At 64.6% G+C, this 15,904-nt stretch carries 15 protein-coding genes; 5 read left to right on the top strand and 10 right to left on the bottom strand.

Translation table 11 applies throughout. The annotated features are described in order from the left end of the window. Positions 1–39: 39 nt before the first annotated feature. The 6 genes from RMO89_RS08150 to panC all read right to left on the bottom strand — a co-directional run bounded on the left by RMO89_RS08150 (position 40) and on the right by panC (position 6,566). Positions 40–816, bottom strand: a complete 777-nt coding sequence (locus RMO89_RS08150) for a sulfite exporter TauE/SafE family protein (protein WP_310532408.1) — start codon at positions 814–816, stop codon at positions 40–42. A gap of 123 nt (positions 817–939) precedes the next feature. Continuing rightward, positions 940–2,250, bottom strand: a complete 1,311-nt coding sequence (locus RMO89_RS08145; protein WP_310532406.1) for a malonyl-CoA decarboxylase — start codon at positions 2,248–2,250, stop codon at positions 940–942. Between the two features lie 160 nt (positions 2,251–2,410). Beyond that, positions 2,411–3,694 (bottom strand): DUF3391 domain-containing protein, encoded by a 1,284-nt coding sequence (locus RMO89_RS08140; RefSeq protein WP_310532405.1) that lies wholly within the window; start codon positions 3,692–3,694, stop codon positions 2,411–2,413. Between the two features lie 127 nt (positions 3,695–3,821). Further along, the gene (locus RMO89_RS08135; protein WP_310532403.1) at positions 3,822–4,670 is read right to left on the bottom strand and encodes a TIGR03620 family F420-dependent LLM class oxidoreductase; all 849 of its coding nucleotides are present in this window, start codon (positions 4,668–4,670) and stop codon (positions 3,822–3,824) included. A gap of 140 nt (positions 4,671–4,810) precedes the next feature. Beyond that, entirely contained in the window at positions 4,811–5,545 is a 735-nt protein-coding gene (locus RMO89_RS08130; RefSeq protein WP_409035524.1) for a CsgG/HfaB family protein, read from the bottom strand. A gap of 172 nt (positions 5,546–5,717) precedes the next feature. Then, the gene (panC, locus tag RMO89_RS08125; protein ID WP_310532399.1) at positions 5,718–6,566 is read right to left on the bottom strand and encodes a pantoate--beta-alanine ligase; all 849 of its coding nucleotides are present in this window, start codon (positions 6,564–6,566) and stop codon (positions 5,718–5,720) included. A gap of 84 nt (positions 6,567–6,650) precedes the next feature. On the opposite strand from panC, the gene RMO89_RS08120 reads away from it, so the two are divergent. From RMO89_RS08120 to pgmG, 3 genes are read left to right on the top strand one after another with little or no spacing between them, the layout of a single operon-like run. Continuing rightward, entirely contained in the window at positions 6,651–7,466 is an 816-nt protein-coding gene (locus RMO89_RS08120; RefSeq protein WP_310532397.1) for a division plane positioning ATPase MipZ, read from the top strand. Between the two features lie 19 nt (positions 7,467–7,485). Further along, positions 7,486–7,770, top strand: coding sequence for a molecular chaperone DnaJ (locus RMO89_RS08115; protein ID WP_310532396.1), 285 nt, complete (start codon positions 7,486–7,488; stop codon positions 7,768–7,770). 6 nt (positions 7,771–7,776) lie between these two features. Continuing rightward, entirely contained in the window at positions 7,777–9,195 is a 1,419-nt protein-coding gene (pgmG, locus tag RMO89_RS08110; protein ID WP_310532395.1) for a phosphoglucomutase/phosphomannomutase PgmG, read from the top strand. Here the strand turns inward: pgmG and RMO89_RS08105 are convergent, their stop codons facing one another. Both RMO89_RS08105 and RMO89_RS08100 read right to left on the bottom strand, forming a co-directional pair. After that, complete coding sequence (locus tag RMO89_RS08105; protein WP_310532394.1) at positions 9,196–10,467, bottom strand: DUF4010 domain-containing protein; 1,272 nt, start codon at positions 10,465–10,467, stop codon at positions 9,196–9,198. It lies immediately after the preceding gene. A 49-nt stretch (positions 10,468–10,516) separates the two neighbouring features. Next, the gene (locus tag RMO89_RS08100) at positions 10,517–11,377 is read right to left on the bottom strand and encodes a LysR family transcriptional regulator (protein ID WP_310532392.1); all 861 of its coding nucleotides are present in this window, start codon (positions 11,375–11,377) and stop codon (positions 10,517–10,519) included. Between the two features lie 113 nt (positions 11,378–11,490). On the opposite strand from RMO89_RS08100, the gene wrbA reads away from it, so the two are divergent. Continuing rightward, entirely contained in the window at positions 11,491–12,090 is a 600-nt protein-coding gene (gene wrbA / locus RMO89_RS08095; protein WP_310532391.1) for an NAD(P)H:quinone oxidoreductase, read from the top strand. Between the two features lie 87 nt (positions 12,091–12,177). Then, on the top strand, positions 12,178–14,598 hold the full coding sequence (locus RMO89_RS08090; protein ID WP_310532390.1) for a ligase-associated DNA damage response DEXH box helicase: 2,421 nt from the start codon (positions 12,178–12,180) through the stop codon (positions 14,596–14,598). Positions 14,599–14,851: 253 nt separating this feature from the next. Here the strand turns inward: RMO89_RS08090 and RMO89_RS08085 are convergent, their stop codons facing one another. Both RMO89_RS08085 and RMO89_RS08080 read right to left on the bottom strand, forming a co-directional pair. After that, on the bottom strand, positions 14,852–15,307 hold the full coding sequence (locus RMO89_RS08085; protein WP_310532389.1) for a biopolymer transporter ExbD: 456 nt from the start codon (positions 15,305–15,307) through the stop codon (positions 14,852–14,854). 65 nt (positions 15,308–15,372) lie between these two features. Then, positions 15,373–15,904: ExbD/TolR family protein (locus tag RMO89_RS08080; RefSeq protein ID WP_409035523.1), on the bottom strand; the 532-nt coding region annotated here is incomplete at its 5' end.

Here is a 15,904-nt window from a genome sequence, read left to right as displayed (position 1 = left end):
CCGTTAAACGTTCGCGAGTCCCCGGTCCAGTTCGCCCGATCAGCCCCAGGCCCGATAGACCCCGTAAAGGCTGGTGAGCGTCAGCACCACCCCGACGAGGATCAGCATCGGCCGGGCCGGGAAGTGCTTTGCCGCCCAGGCCGCCAGCGGTGCGGCAAGCACGCCACCGATCAGCAGGCCCAGCGTTGCCCCGGCGAGATCGACGATGCCGATGTGCCAGATGAAGGTCGCCGAAATGGCGAGCGTCAGGAAGAATTCCGCCGCATTGACCGAGCCGACGACCTTGCGCGGCTCGACGCCCTGAATCAGCAGGTTCGAGGTCACCACCGGTCCCCAGCCGCCGCCGCCGGCAGCATCGAGAAAGCCGCCGAGCAGACCCAGCGGAGCGACGACCTTCGCCGGCTTCTGCTTTGGCGGATAGGCAATGCCGCGAATGAGCAGGTAGATGCCGATGAGCGTCAGGTAGATCAGGACGAACGGCTTGACCACGCTGGCATCAAGCGAGGTCAGCAGATAGGCACCGGCAACACCGCCGATGACGCCCGGGATGACCAGGCTGAGGAACAGGCGCTTGTCGATATTGCCGTGCAACAGGTGGCTGATGCCAGAAGTTGCCGTAGTGAAACATTCCACGACATGGACGCGCTGCGATGCCAGCGCCGGTGGAACGCCCAGCACGCCGACCAGCAGCGTATTGCAAATCACGCCAAAGGCCATGCCCAGCGCGCCGTCGACCATCTGCGCGGCAAAGCCGACGAGGATGAAGGGCAGCAATGCCGTCAGGTCAATCGATGCAAACCAGGCCGCAATGTCCATCGAACCGAATCCCCTATTCTCAACTTCCCGAATAGAGATTCGCGCGGACCATGCCTAACAAGATTTTCATCGCGGGGTGCGAAGCGAAACTTTCGTGCGACGAACTGCACGGCACCCTTAGTTTCAGGCAGCGAGCGACTGTCCGAGCGCCTCGACTGCCGGTGAATGGGGCACTTGCCCGAGTTCGGAGAGCGTCAGCAGATTCGTCTCGATCGCATCGAGATCATAGACGTAGTTGACCATGACGCCGTGGCTTTGCTTCAGGCCGCGCGCCGATAGGTCGGCGTCGGCGTGGATCGCTTCGAGCCGCGCGCCGTTGCCGAGGTGGAAGCGCGCGACCGGATCGAGCGGATTGCCTTTTGCATCGCGGCCACCGACCAGATATTCGGCCGCCTTGGCGCGCAGTGGCTCACCGGCCAAGCCGTCAGCGCCGCCTGCCCCCGCCAGCCAGCGGCCAAACCCGGGCACTGGCGACAGCGTGGCGAAGCAGGCCAGCTGCGGCAGTTCCTCCCGCAGCAAGCCGACCACGCGCTTGATCAGGAAGTTGCCGAAGGGCACGCCGCGCAGACCTTCCTGGCAGTTGGAGATCGAATAGAAGATCGCATGGCTGGCAGTGTGCGGATTGATTGGCACCCGCTTTTCATCAAGGATCAGCCCGATCGCGTCAGGCAGGTCCATGGTCAGCGCCACTTCGACGAAGATCAGCGGCTCGTCGGGCATCTGCGGGTGGAAGAAGCCATAGCAGCGGCGATCGGCCGGCTGTACGCGGGCGCGCAGATCATCCCACGAATCGATCGAATGGACCGCCTCATAGCGGATCACCCGTTCGAGCACGGAGGCCGAGGTATCCCAGTCGATCCGGCGCAGTTCGAGGAAGCCGGCGTTGAACCAGCCTTCGAAGATATACTCGAAATCGGCGTCGAGTGCCGCCTCATCACCGGCAAGCTTGCCGTTCGACAGCAGGTCTTCGCGCATGCGGATCAGGCGGAATGTGCCGCCGGGCGCAGTGTTGAGCTTGCGGATCAGCTTGTGGCTGCGCGCCTCGGCCGCCTTATGCAAAGCGCGGGCTGCGGGTTCGCCGGGAGCGGCTTGCCACGTGGCGATAGCCGTATCGATTGCCTTGCCATCGCGCGGGAAACGGGCGCGCAGGCCGGAAAGGAAGGCGCGGCGCTCCTCCAGTGAGGAGGCATCGTAGAGATCGAAGAAGGCCGATGCCAGCGACGGCCCCGATGCCTTGCCCGAGACCGAAAGCAGCGTATCGGCAAGGTCATTCATCCGATCGACCGGGCTGACGTTGTCACCCTTGGCGCGGCTGATGCCGATGCGTTCGAGCAGGCGGCCAAGCCGGCCCGAGAGCAGAGAGTCGATCCTGTTGCGCACCTGAACCACGGCATTCCCCTGTCGGACTATGCTGGCGAGCGATCTGGCGTTCATGGGCGTTCTCCGGAATGGCAGGCCGATGCTGCCGGGACTATCTGACGCCCGTGTGACGCTTGCCGCACTGCAGCAAGAATGTGGTAGTCACCGCCCGCATGGCAAGGGCCAAGCGCATCGCTGCGGCGCTGATCGGCCAAGCGTTGCAGAACGCCTGCGATCAGCCCGCAGCTTTGCCGGCAAGGGCAAACAGCCGTTCACGCAGGGCGGCGAAATCGGCGATGCCAAAGTCCTCGGGCTCGACCGAGGCGACGATCTCGTCGGTGCCGTAGCACGAGCCAAGCTCGACATATTCGCTGCGCACCAGCCTGGCCTGGGGAATCGACCAGAAGGTGCGCAGGCGCGGGCGGGAATAGTCGGCCGGGTCCTGATCGACCACCATGGCCAGCCGGTCCGAGCGCAGACGCACCACCGAGCCGACGGGAAAGATGCCGATCATGTCGATGAAATGCTTGAGCACTTCGCCGTCGAACCAGTCCTTCATATAGCTGAGCTGCTCGATCGCGCTGGCCGGGTTCATGCCCACGCCTTCAGCCGTATCGCTGACCATCGCGTCGTAGGTATCGCAGATCGCTGCCATGCGCGGGAACAGGCCGATCTCGTCGCCCTTCAGCTTGTTGGGATAGCCCGTGCCGTCCAGCGCTTCATGGTGCGCCGCGCAGGCCTCAAGCACATTGGGGGAAAGCCCGCCGCCGACGGTGAGCAACTGATGGCCCAGATCGACATGCTGTTCGAAGACCTTGATCGGCACATTGCGATAGTCGCCGCCATAGGCGCTGAGGTCGACCGGCAGGTGGCCGATGCCGACATCCATCAGCAGGCCCGCCATGCCGGCCTCACGGATATGCGCGGGCGAGAGCTTCATCTGGCGGGCAAGCGAGATCATCAGGGCGCTGACCGCCAGAACGTGCCGATAGACGAACTGGTTGTCGCGCTTGCAACGCATCAGGCCGTTGAAGGCATGGGGGTTGCGCTGGATCGAGGCGAAAACGTCCTCGATCACCGGTTCCACCTGCGCCACCTTGATCGTCTTGCCCAGCCGCGCCTGAAGGAACATGCGGCTGACAACCTTGCGCGATTCGCCGGCGACGGTTTTCGCCAGCCCGAATTCGCGGGCCATCGCCTGCGGCGCGGTGGAGCGCGGGTCGACATGAGGGGATGCTTCGCGGCGCGCAGGCTGAGGGCTGCGACGCGCGGTGCGGAACACGGGCTGCGGAGAAGTCTGGTCATTGGCCGCCGGGCGGCGCGGAACGGCGCGCAGATCCAGCCCTTTGGCGGTATCGATGACCACCGTATCCAGCGCCGATTGCTGAAGTTCGGCAAGCATCGAGGGATCATCGAGCAGGAACCGCGATTTCCAGAACGGATGCCGGAACCAGCTGCCCTCCAGCTTGTGCACGAACATGCCGAGTTCAATCTGGGAAATCGCAATTTGCTTGAGCATCGGTTCACCGGGAAAGCGGGTTGGGTCGAAGCCAAAGGTTACCGGTCCGGCCGTTCAGATTCTCGCGCCGCGCGGCTAGGTATATTCCCGATTGTGGAGGATTGTGCCGTCCAGTTTGCTCGCGAAACTACAGCAGCACGCCAGCCAGGACCCGCAGGTCGGCGAGCGAGGCCGAGAGGCCCGCGCCGCTGGTGATCGTCTGCACGCAGACATGGTCTGCCCCGGCCGCGTGATGTTCGCGCACCCGCGCGGCTATGGCCTCGGCATCGCCCATGGCGAAAATGCCGCTCAGCAGCGCTTCGCTTTCCTGTTCGATGTCTTCGTCGGTAAAACCCAGCCGCTTCCACGAATTGCAGTAATTGGGCAGCCGGCGATAATGGGTCAGCGCCTCGCTCGCCTTGGCGCGGGCGCACGCCGGATTGCTTTCGAGCACGACGCCCTGTTCAGGCGCGACCAGCTTGCCCGGCCCCATGATGGCCCGTGCCTCTGCCGAGTGGGCCGGCGTGATCAGATAAGGGTGCGCGCCCGCGGTGCGCTGCCCGGCCAGTTCGAGCATTTTCGGACCCAGCGCGGCAAGGCAGGTCTGTTCCATCGGCATCCCCTCTGCCTCGAACTTATCGAGCCAGGCCGCCATCTTGGCCACCGGGCGGTTCCAGTTCTCGCCAATCAGCGGGCCATGGCTGACCCCGAGGCCGAGCATCACGCGGCGGCGCTGGTGGTCCGGCAGGGCGAGGAACCACGCGGCAATCTCGGCCGGTTCATGCTTCCAGATGTTGAGGATGCCGGTGGCCACGACGATAGTCTGCGTGGCTGCCAGCAAGTGATCGAGATCGCCGGTCACATCGCCGCCGATGCCGCCCGGCACCCAGATCGCGCCATAGCCCAGCGCTTCGATCTCCGCCGCGCCGCTCGCCGCTTCGGCCTTGTCGCCAAAGCGCAGTTCCATCGACCAGACGCCGACTTTGCCCAGATCCATTTTCCGCTCCCTAATCCGCTGGCAGGATTGGGGGCGCGGATGGGCGGAGTGTCAACGCGAAAGGGCCTCTCCCCCGCCGGGAAGAGGCCCTTTTTCGCTCCGGCGTTTAAGCGCCGTGCCATAATATCTGGGGCGGGGGGTTACTTGGCCTGCGGTGCCGCAGCTGCCGCGTTGTCAGGCAGACCGCCCAGCTGGGTGACCAGCTTGGTATAACCATCGAGGTAGGCAAGCACGATCACCTGCCCGATGTCGGTATCGGTGTAGCCGGTACCGCCAGCCGCTGCCAGGCCGCCAGCCCAGCCCACGCCGCCGCCGCCGCCAAAGCTCATATCGCTTTTGCGGGCATAACCTTCGACCAGCGCCATTTCCTCGGTCGTGCGAGCATTGACCACCGACAGGGTGACCTTGGCTTCTTTCTTGTTGACCGAAATGCCGCCGAGCAGTGCGCCCACGGTCCGGCCACCGAGCATGCCGCCAAGGCCGCCCAGCATGCCGCCGCCGCCGGACTTCTTGTTGGTGGTGACGATATCGGGCTGCAGGAAGTAGTCTGCCGCCTTGACCTGGCCCTTGCCGAGGTTCGAACCGGACTGCAGCTCTCCCTGATCGGCCATGGCGCGTTCCATCGCGCGGCTCTGCATCGTGCGTCCGCGATTGACCAGGCTGAAGCAGCCGGACTTCTGGACAAACAGCTTGATGATGGCCTCGGGGCTGCCGAGATTCAGTTCGCGCCACCACTGGTTGTCAGGCTCGACAATCGCGATGGTGCCAAGATTGCGGGTACAGACCGGGATCTGCGCCTCGCCCTTCTTCTGCGCCTGATGGCCGGACGAGCCCTTGTTGTCTGCGGCCGAGGCGCTAGCGCTGATGCCGCCCATGGCGACCGCGATGGCGGCAAGGCTGCAAAGAATCTTCTTCATAAAGTCGCACTCCCCAATGTGGAACGCCGGCGCCAATGCCCTCCAGCAATGCCGACGTTCGGAAACTGATTGCGACCCGTTGATTGCCGATGCCCCTTACCAAGGCAAATGACGAATGTTGTTAATAGCGTCAAACCGCCATGTTGTCGATCAATCGCGCCTTGCCGATCCGCGCCGCCACCAGCAGCCGCGCCGGCTTGGTGCCAAGCTGGGACAGGCCTTGAAGCGAATCGGCATCGGCGAATTCGGCATAGTCGACAGAAGCGAACCCGCCGGCGACCAGCCCCTCCTTCAGCGCCGCGATGGCGGCTTCAAGCGCGGTGCCTGATCGCACGGCGGCGATAGCAGCCTGCATGGTGCGCGGGAGCGCAGCGGCCTGCGCGCGCTCCTCTGCCGTGAGGTATGCGTTGCGCGATGACATCGCCAGCCCGTCCGCCTCGCGCACCGTCGCCACGCCCACAATCACCTCCGCTTTCGGAAGCGAGAGGTCGAGGTCACGGGCCATGCGGCGGATAACCGCGAGTTGCTGCCAGTCCTTCTCGCCAAACAGGGCCATGTCTGGCCTCACCTGATTGAACAGCTTGCACACCACCGTGGCGACGCCGTCGAAATGCCCGGGCCGCGCGGAGCCGCATTGGCCTTCGCTGACGCCGCTCACTGAAATGTTGGTGGCATAGCCCGGCGGGTACATCACCTCGCCATCCGGGTTCCACAGCAACGACACGCCCTCGCCGCGCAACAGCTCACAATCGCGCTCGAACGGGCGCGGATAGGAGGACAGGTCCTCGTTCGCGCCGAACTGGCGGGGATTGACGAAGATCGAGACAACCACGTGCGCCGCGAGCTTGCACGCCTCGCGCACCAGAGTCAGGTGCCCTTCGTGGAGCGCACCCATCGTTGGCACCAGAGCAACCGGTCCATCGGCGCGCAAGCGCTCAACCGCTTGGCGTAGTGGATCAATGCGATTGACGGTTTGCACGGCGAGAGTCCCTTGCGTTAAAGACGCAGTGCCCTAGCGCGGGATAGCTGCGCAGACAAACCACACAAAGGCATACCGAACACCGTGACTTCCGCCCCCGGCCCCCATCGTATCGTTTTCGCCAATGAAAAGGGCGGCACCGGCAAGTCGACCACGGCGGTCCACGTCGCCATCGCGCTGTCCTACATGGGCGCGAAAGTCGCCGCGATCGACCTCGATCCGCGCCAGCGCACCCTGCACCGCTATCTGGAAAACCGCGCCGAGACCGAAAAGCGGCGCGGCATCACCTTGCCCACCGCGCGGTTTGAAGTGTTCAATGGCGATACCACCGAGCAGCTTGACGCGATGACCGCCGAGGTTGGCGCGGACATGGACTTCGTTGTCTTCGACACGCCCGGGCGCGACGATGTCTTCGCCCGCCACGCCGCGACGGGGGCCGACACGCTGGTCACTCCGCTTAACGACAGTTTCGTTGATTTCGACCTGATCGGGCAGGTCGATGCGGAAACCTTCAAGGTCCGCCGCTTGTCCTTCTATGCCGAGCTGATCTGGGAAACCCGCAAGAAGCGCGCGATGATGACGATCGAGCAGGGGCGGCGCGAGCTGGACTGGGTGGTCGTGCGCAACCGCACCGGCCATATCGAGGCGCGCAACCAGAAGCGGCTTGAAGGCGCACTGGGTGAATTATCAAAGCGGGTCGGCTTCCGCATCGCCAACGGCCTGTCGGAGCGCGTGATCTACCGTGAACTGTTTCCCTCGGGCCTGACCCTGCTCGACAAGGGCCACCTTGGTGACCTTGGCACCAGTCACCTTGTCGCCCGGCAGGAACTGCGCGCCCTGCTCGCCTCGCTCGCCTTGCCGATGCCGGGAACAAGACCGGTTGAACGCGCTTTAGCCTGATTGAAAGGGACCGGAGGCAATGCTCAGACTCATCCTGATCGCCGCAGTCGTGTCCTTTGCCTGCCGGTATATGTTCGGACGCTGGCCGTGGGACTATCTGAGCAATCGCTCACCAACGCGCGAACAGGCGCGGTTCAAAGCGCGCAAGCTGCTGGCCGTTCGCGCCGAGGCCGACCGGAAAGACATCATCGAGGCGCATCGCCGCCTTATCACCATTGTCCATCCGGATCGTGGCGGAACCAATGCCCAGGTGCACGAGGCCAACGCCGCGCGCGACCTGCTCCTAGACGAATTGCCAGACTGAGGGTTCATGACACACAGCTTCCATCCGACCGTCCTTCGCGAATACGACATCCGCGGCATCATCGATGAAACGCTGGGCGCGCCCGACGCCTATGCCATCGGCCGGGGCTTCGGCACGTTGATCAAGCGCGCGGGAGGATCAAAGGTTGCGGTGGGTTATGACGGGCGCATCAGCTCGCCGATGCTGGAAGAGGCAGTGGTCGCTGGACTTAACGACAGCGGCGTCGATGCCCTGCGTGTCGGCATGGGTCCCACACCGATGCTGTACTACGCCGAAGCCTCAATTCCAGAGGTACAGGGCGGCATTCAGATAACTGGCAGCCACAATCCCGCCAATTACAATGGCTTCAAGATGGTATTTATGGGGCTGCCGTTCTTCGGCGCCGACATCGCCAAGCTGGGCGAAATGGCCGAGGCCGGAGACTGGATCGACGGTGAGGCATCCGGCGGGAAGGGCAGCAGCGAGCACCGCGAAATCCTGATCACTTATGTCGACCGGCTGGTTGAAGGGCTGAACGGCATCGCCCCCGAAAGCCTGAGCCACCTGCGCATCGGCTGGGACGCGGGCAACGGCGCTGCCGGACCCGCTCTCGAACTGCTGACGAAGAAACTTCCCGGTGAGCATCATCTTCTCTTCACTGAAGTGGACGGGAATTTTCCGAACCACCATCCGGACCCGACTGAGGAAAAGAACCTTGCAGACCTGAAGGCGCTGGTCGCGGCGAAGAACCTCCATTTTGGTGTGGCTTTCGATGGCGACGGCGACCGCATCGGCGCGGTCGATGGCGAGGGGCGCGTGATCTGGGGCGACCAATTGCTCATGATCTACGCCGAGGACCTCCTGCGAATGGTCCCCGGATCGACAATTATCGCCGATGTGAAGGCCAGTTCCGCCCTATTCGACCGAGTCTCTGCGCTTGGTGGAAAACCCCTTATGTGGAAAACCGGACACAGCCTTATCAAATCCAAAATGAAGGAAGTTGGCTCGCCGCTGGCCGGCGAGATGAGCGGCCACGTGTTCTTCGCGCATGACTATTATGGCTTCGACGATGCGCTCTATGCCGCCGTCCGCCTGATCGCCGCCTCGGCGCGACTCGGCAAGACGGTGACCGAGCTGCGCGGCGAGATGCCGGCGATGATCAACACGCCCGAACTGCGCTTTCAGGTCGATGAGAGCCGCAAGTTCGCGGTGATCGAGGAAGTGAAGCAGCGGCTTTCGGACTCCGGGGCCGACGTTAACGGGACGGACGGCGTCCGCGTTTCCACGCCCGACGGATGGTGGTTGCTGCGCGCCTCGAACACGCAGGACGTGCTCGTTGCCCGCGCCGAAAGTTTGAGCGAAGAAGGCCTGACGCGGCTGATGGGCGAGATCGACGCGCAGCTCGCCGCCAGTGGTCTGAAACGCGGCCCGCAAGCGGGGCACTGATCACAGCAGGGTCAGCGCCCCGGCAGTTGCCGCAACGGCACTTGCCGCGAGCGCTATTGCCCCCGGCCAGCCCTTGTGCCCGCCCGCCATGGTCGCGGCCATACCGGCCTTGATTATCGTGTTCAGGATGATCGGCGGGGCGAGAACCAGTCCTGCCATCCTCGCTGCGATGGCTCCGACCGGGAGGTTCCCGATGGTGATGATCGCTGAATCGACATCGACCATGCCGGTGATCGCCAGAACGCTCGCCAGCCCGGCGTCACCATAATTCGCCAGCACCCAGCGTGCGACGAGGCTGAGCAGCATGACCAGCGCGGTCAGCAGCAGCGCCGGGCCAAGGTCGAACGGGTTGCGAAGTTTCAGCGACGGATCACCGCCGCCCTCGCCCAGCACCGCCTTGCGCAGGATCAGCCAAGTGGCGGCGAGGCTGACGACCAGCCCCGGCACGGCGAAACGGCACAGCGCGAGGAAGGCCATAGGTGCGAGCGCATAGGTCAGCACCATGACGCGCACGAACATCACCGCAGAGGCCAGCGCGATGGCCGCATTGTTGATCGCCGGGTCACCCGCGCCCGCGCGTAGCTTTCCGGCGAGCGAAGCGGTGACCGCCGTGGATGAAACCGTGGAACCCGCAGCAGCCGTCGCCAGAACCCCCCGCGTCGCGCCGAAATGCTTGGCGGCGAGATAGCCGGCAAATGAAAAGCCCGAGACCATGACGACCACGGCCCACAGCTGGCGCGGCTTCCACGCATCATATGGCCCCATCGGCTCGGTCGGCAGCAGCGGCAGGATGACAAGGGCGATCAGGGCAAAGCGGGCAATCGCCATGACCTCGCGCTCATCGAGCGACTGCACCCAGCCATGGAGCTGCTCGCGCATGGCCAGCACCAGCACCATCAAGCCGACGGCGACGGAAGCAACGACACCCTCGCCCGATCCGGCAAGGTAACCGGCCGCCAGGGTCAACAGCGCCACCATGCTCGCAGTGCCGCTGACGTCCGGCCCGTCACGCGTGGAGCGCCAGTAGCCGAGCAGGATCAGCCCCGCGCTGGCGATCAGGACCACGGCGGAAAGCACCGGCTCGCCCAGCTTGAACGCCCCGGCAAAGCCGCCCGCGAGCCCGGTAAGCCCGAACGTCCGCACTCCGGCGAATCGGCGCCCGTCAATCACGTGGCGCTGTGCCCAGCCGCGCTGCACGCCGACCAGCAGCCCCAGCGCAAGCGCGAGGCCGATCGGCAGCAGTTCAGGATGGAGAGTCAGCGGATCGCTCATGCCCGAAAACTGATGGCACCGCGCAGGCCCGCCCGCAACCGCGCAGGCTCTATCCCGCGCGAAACGCCTTTTGCGAGGCCAGTTCGGCGGCGATGGCATCGATCACCGCGCGAATACGCGGGGTGTGGCGCAGGTCGGCATGGACGCCCAGCCACAATTCGCGGTCGGTCGCCGGATCGGCTTCGTGCAGCAGCACCAGTTCCGGCTCGCGGTCAGCATGAAAGCGCGACAGCACAACCAGCCCCAGCCCGGACACCGCTGCCTGAAAATGCACGTGCCGGTCGTTCGATTGCAGCGCGACCGGGGCATCGGGGTAAAGTTCGCGTAGCCACGCCGTCTCGGGCAGATTCGCCTGATCGTCGAGCGTCGTCACCAGCGGCAGCGCCGCTCCCTCCGCCAGCGCCGCGCGCGAGGCATAGATGCCGAGGCTGAACCGGCCGACGCGGCGCGCGTGAATCTCGTTACCGCGAAACCGCGAGGGGCGCAGCGCAATGTCCGCCTCGCGCTTTGACAGGCTGAGCAGGCGCGTATCGGGCACCAGTTCGACGCAGATCCCCGGGTGGCTGGCGCGCAAGGTGCGAATGGCCGGGACGACGATAGTCGGTGCCAGCAGATCGACTGTGGTGACGCGTACCGTCCCGGCCAGCGCCACATCGCGGCCCAGCATGGCGCGCTCGGCAGCTTGCACTTCCGCCTCGATCCGTTCGGCATGAACCAGCACACTTTCGCCCAGCGGAGTGAGGACATAGCCCGAAGGCATGCGCTGCAGCAGCCGCGCGCCCATGTGCTCCTCGAACGCCGCAAGCCGCCGGCCCATCGTCGGCTGCGTCAGCCCCAGCACCCGCGCCGCACCGGTCAGCGTCCCCTCGCGCGAAATGGCGAGAACGATCTTGAGGTCATCCCAATCCATACGGAAAGGACATACATTTTCGTATGGCTACAAGTCAAACTTCGCCAATTCCATGCAGGAACTGCGGGGGCTATCTGGCGTTTCGAATACCCATCCAGCGGAAGGCAGAACCCATGTCGAAAGTCCTCGTCCTCTATTATTCGAGCTATGGCCACATCGAGCAGATGGCTCAGGCTGTCGCCGATGGTGCGCGCCAAGCCGGAGCCACCGTCGACATCAAGCGCGTGCCCGAAACCGTCCCCGAAGAAATCGCTCGCGGCGCGCATTACAAGCTCGATCAGGCTGCCCCCGTCGCCACGATTGCCGAGCTGGAAGGCTATGACGCGATCATCCTTGGCACCGGTACCCGCTTTGGCCGCATGTCATCGCAAATGGCAGCCTTTCTCGATCAAGCCGGCGGCCTGTGGGCGCGCGGTGCGCTGAACGGCAAGGTCGGCGCGGCCTTCACCTCGACCGCGACCCAGCACGGCGGGCAGGAAACCACCCTGTTCTCGATGCTGACCAACCTGCTGCACTTCGGCATGACCATTGTCGGGCTCGACTATGGCTTTGCCGGCCAGATGAACAACGACAAGGTTGTCGGCGGCGCGCCTTATGGGGCGACGACGATTGCCGGCGGCGATGGCAGCCGCCAGCCCGAAGAGGAAGATCTTGGCGGTGCCCGTTATCTGGGCCGCCGGGCTGCCGAGACGGCGAACAAGCTGTTCGGCTAACCCTTGGGGAGCGCGCCGCCCAATCCCCCCTGCCCGGCGCGCTCCCTTTCCGCTTTCAACCGGCGCTGGCATCCCTAAGTTAGGGACGTGAGTGCCGCTTCCCTTCCCCCCAAACTCGCCGACTGGTTCGCCAAGCGCGGGTGGCGGCTGCGGCGGCATCAGGCCGAAATGCTGGAGGTTGCCGCCTCGGGGCGCCACGCCCTGCTCGCTGCCGATACCGGGGCGGGCAAGACGCTCGGCGGGTTCCTGCCGACACTGGCCGAATTCGCGGGCAAATCCATTCCGGGCGATGGTCTGCACACACTCTACATCTCGCCGCTGAAGGCACTGGCGCATGACGTGCAGCGCAACCTGCTGACCCCCATCGACGAGATTGGCCTGCCGATCCGGGTCGAGACCCGCAGCGGCGACACCCCCTCCGACCGCAAGGCCCGCCAGCGCGCGCAGCCACCCCATATCCTGCTGACCACCCCGGAATCGCTGTCGCTGCTGCTGTCCTATCCGGAAAGCGCGGTCCTGTTCTCGACGCTGAAGCACGTGGTGATCGACGAGATCCACGCCTTTGCCACCGGCAAGCGCGGCGACCTGCTGGCGCTGGCGCTAGCTCGCATTTCCGCCTTCGCGCCCGATGTGCGGCGCGTCGGCCTCTCCGCCACGCTCGCCGATCCGGAGGAGTTCCGCGCCTGGCTCGCGCCAGATGGCCGGGCGCAGGATGTGGCGCTGGTGATCGGCGAGGAGGGCGCGCCGCCCGAAGTGTCGATCCTGCTACCCATCGAGGAACGCGTGCCGTGGAGCGGTCACGCCGCGACATGGGCGATCCCGCAGCTTTACGAGGCAATAGAGGCGCACCGCACCACGCTGGTGTTCTGCAACACGCGCTTCCTTGCTGAACTGATCTTCCAGCTGCTGTGGGATGCCAATGAGGAGAACCTGCCGATCGGGGTGCACCATGGCTCGCTGTCAAAGGAAGCACGGCGCAAGGTCGAAGGTGCGATGGCCGATGGCCGGCTGCGCGCGCTGGTCTGCACCGCCAGCCTCGATTTGGGCGTTGACTGGGGAGACATCGATCTGGTCGTGCAGATGGGTGCGCCGAAAGGGTCTTCGCGGCTTCTCCAGCGCATCGGCCGCGCCAACCACCGGCTCGATCAGGCCAGCCGAGCGCTGCTTGTGCCGGGCAACCGGTTTGAATTCCTCGAAGCCACCGCGGCGATGGAGGCAGTCGAAGACGGCCAGCGCGATGGTGAGCTCTTTCGTCCCGGTTCGCTCGACGTCCTTGCCCAGCATGTGATGGCTTGCGCCTGCGCCGGACCATTCGACGAGGCCGCGTTGCTGGCCGAGGTGCGCAGCGCCCATTCCTATGCCTGGCTCGATGTGGAGCGGTGGACGCGCGTGCTCGATTTCGTGGCGACCGGCGGTTATTCGCTGCGCGCCTATGACCGGTTCCGGCGCATCGTGCGTTCGCCCGACGGCCTGTGGCGGCTGACCCACCCCGAGCACGCGGCGCGGCACCGGATGAATGCCGGGATTATCGTCGATTCCGAGATGCTCCACGTGCGGTTCCGCAACGGCCGCGATCTCGGCAAGGTTGAGGAAAGCTTTGGCGCGACCCTGCGCCCGGGCGACACCTTCCGTTTTGCCGGCATGGACCTTGAAGTGGAATCGCTGCGTGACCTCGACCTGATCGTCAAGGCGGCCAAGAAGCCGGGGCAGATCCCCAGCTACATGGGTGCGCGAATGCCGATTTCCTCGCATCTCGCCGACCGGGTGCGCGCCATGATGGTCGACCGCGCCGGCTGGGCGCGCTTCCCCGACGACGTGCGCGAATGGCTGGAGATGCAGGACTGGCGCTCGCAGCTGCCCGGTCCGGGCCAGTTGCTGGTTGAGAGCTTTCCCCATGCGGGCAAACATTACATCGTCTTTCACACCTTCGAAGGGTGGAACGCCAATCAGGCGCTGGGGATGTTGGTGACCCGCCGCATGGAAGAGCGCGGGCTGATGCCTCTGGGCTATGTTGCGAACGACTATGCCGTGGGCATCTGGAGCCTGCGCGCCGTGACCGACCCGGCGCCACTGCTGTCGCCTGACATTCTCAATGATGAATTCATCGACTGGGTGCAGGACAGCTACATGCTGCGGCGCGCTTTCCGCGAGGCAGCGGTGATCGGCGGGCTGGTCGAGCGGCAGCATCCCGGAAAGCGCAAGAGCGGCCGCCAGGTGACGTTCTCGACCGATCTGATCTACGACGTGCTGCGCAAGCACGAGCCCGACCACGTGCTGATCGAAGCGGCCTGGGCCGATGCCCGGACGCGGCTGACCGACGTTGGACGTCTGGCCGACCTGCTTGACCGGGCGGCGGGGCAATTGGTCCATGTCGAGCTGGATCGGGTCAGTCCGATGGCCGTGCCGCTGCTGACGATGATCGGGCGCGAGAGCCTGCCCAGCGGCGCGGCGGATGATGAATTGCTGGTCGAGGCGGAGAGCCTTGCGGCACTGGCCATGCGGGTGTGAGGGTAGCGGTTCCTGCCCCCCGGAGTCCCCGGGCAGGCGGGGACCTCAGGCCAATACACGCAAGGTTGAATGGAACCGCCTGAGGCCTCGGCCTGCGCGGGGGATCGATATTGGCAATTGGCTCGGCTACCGGACGGAACGCCTCTAACAATACGTCAGGAAACGGCTGCTGCCACGACGCACGACTAGCCCGTCCAAACGAAAAGGGGGCGGATCGCTCCGCCCCCTTTGGGTAGTCGCATGGTTCGTCCGGTTACTTGACCGCAGGTTCCTTGGGGTCCTTGCCGAACTGGTAGTACTGTTCGTTGCCGACGAAGCCGAAGGCCGTCACGCCCGAACCCTTGATCAAGCGCAGCACGCGCGCCGTAGATTCATAGGGAGCCTGCGCATCGGGCTGGAACTGCAGCTCCGGCTCCGGCTTGATCTTTAGCGTTTCGGTCAACTGGTAGACGAGCGTGCTCTCACTGAGCGACTGGCCGTTCCAAGTGATCGTCCCGACAGAATCCACCGACAGGATGTTCTTGTCGCGCTCCGGCGGCTTAACCTTCGTATCCGGGGCAGGTGCGGGCAGATCGATGTCGATCGAGTGCGTGGCCACCGGGATGGTAATGATGAACATGATGAGGAGAACCAGCATGACGTCGATAAGCGGCGTCGTGTTGATTTCCATCATCGGCGAGCCATCGTCGCTACCGCCTGACATTGCCATGGAAACTTAACTCCTGAATTCACTGGGCGGCACAGGCCGCCGGGCAGATGTGAGCCGCGGGCTGATCAGCCGTTGGGATCCACCGGGTTCGAAATGAAGCCGACGGTCGGGTAGCCGGCGATCTGCACGTTGTAGATCGTACCCGCCACGCAGCGCCACGGGGCGTTAATGTCACCGCGAATGTGGACCTGGGGGATCTTCTCCGGGTTCGCACGCAGGGCTTCGGGTCCGCCTTCACGCTTGATGATCTTGTCAAGGCGTTCGTACGCAATCTTGGCCAGTTCGTCCGACGTCACCGGGGTGATGTTGTTGAAATAGACCCGGCATTCGCCGTTGCGGCTTGCGCCTTCATAGCCATCGTCGCCCGCGCTGCGCCCGGCATCGTCGGTCGTGGTGACCGTGATGAGAAGGTTTTCGACCTTGTCCTTGGACTCGACCGTTTCCAAAATCGGAATTTTGAGCTTCTGGATCGTCTGGATCGCGATCGGAACCGCGATCAGGAAGATGATCAGAAGCACCAGCATGACGTCCACGAGCGGCGTCGTGTTGATGTCGGACATCGGCTTCTCTTGTCCGCCGCCGCCTACTGCCATCGCC

Source organism: Novosphingobium sp. (assembly GCF_031424035.1).
In the GTDB taxonomy this organism is placed as follows: Bacteria; Pseudomonadota; Alphaproteobacteria; order Sphingomonadales; family Sphingomonadaceae; genus Novosphingobium.
The sequence above is the reverse complement of the archived record's forward strand: the minus strand, read 5'-3'. Positions and strand labels throughout refer to the sequence as shown.

Excerpts from the sequence above, each read along its gene's own strand:
- RMO89_RS08150 (WP_310532408.1), bottom strand. The coding sequence starts at position 816 with ATGGACATTGCGGCCTGGTTTGCATCGATTGACCTGACGGCATTGCTG.
- RMO89_RS08145 (WP_310532406.1), bottom strand. The coding sequence starts at position 2,250 with ATGAACGCCAGATCGCTCGCCAGCATAGTCCGACAGGGGAATGCCGTG.
- RMO89_RS08140 (WP_310532405.1), bottom strand. The coding sequence starts at position 3,694 with ATGCTCAAGCAAATTGCGATTTCCCAGATTGAACTCGGCATGTTCGTG.
- RMO89_RS08135 (WP_310532403.1), bottom strand. The coding sequence starts at position 4,670 with ATGGATCTGGGCAAAGTCGGCGTCTGGTCGATGGAACTGCGCTTTGGC.
- RMO89_RS08130 (WP_409035524.1), bottom strand. The coding sequence starts at position 5,545 with ATGGGCGGCATCAGCGCTAGCGCCTCGGCCGCAGACAACAAGGGCTCG.
- RMO89_RS08115 (WP_310532396.1), top strand. The coding sequence starts at position 7,486 with ATGCTCAGACTCATCCTGATCGCCGCAGTCGTGTCCTTTGCCTGCCGG.
- pgmG (WP_310532395.1), top strand. The coding sequence starts at position 7,777 with ATGACACACAGCTTCCATCCGACCGTCCTTCGCGAATACGACATCCGC.
- RMO89_RS08105 (WP_310532394.1), bottom strand. The coding sequence starts at position 10,467 with ATGAGCGATCCGCTGACTCTCCATCCTGAACTGCTGCCGATCGGCCTC.
- RMO89_RS08100 (WP_310532392.1), bottom strand. The coding sequence starts at position 11,377 with ATGGATTGGGATGACCTCAAGATCGTTCTCGCCATTTCGCGCGAGGGG.
- wrbA (WP_310532391.1), top strand. The coding sequence starts at position 11,491 with ATGTCGAAAGTCCTCGTCCTCTATTATTCGAGCTATGGCCACATCGAG.
- RMO89_RS08085 (WP_310532389.1), bottom strand. The coding sequence starts at position 15,307 with ATGGCAATGTCAGGCGGTAGCGACGATGGCTCGCCGATGATGGAAATC.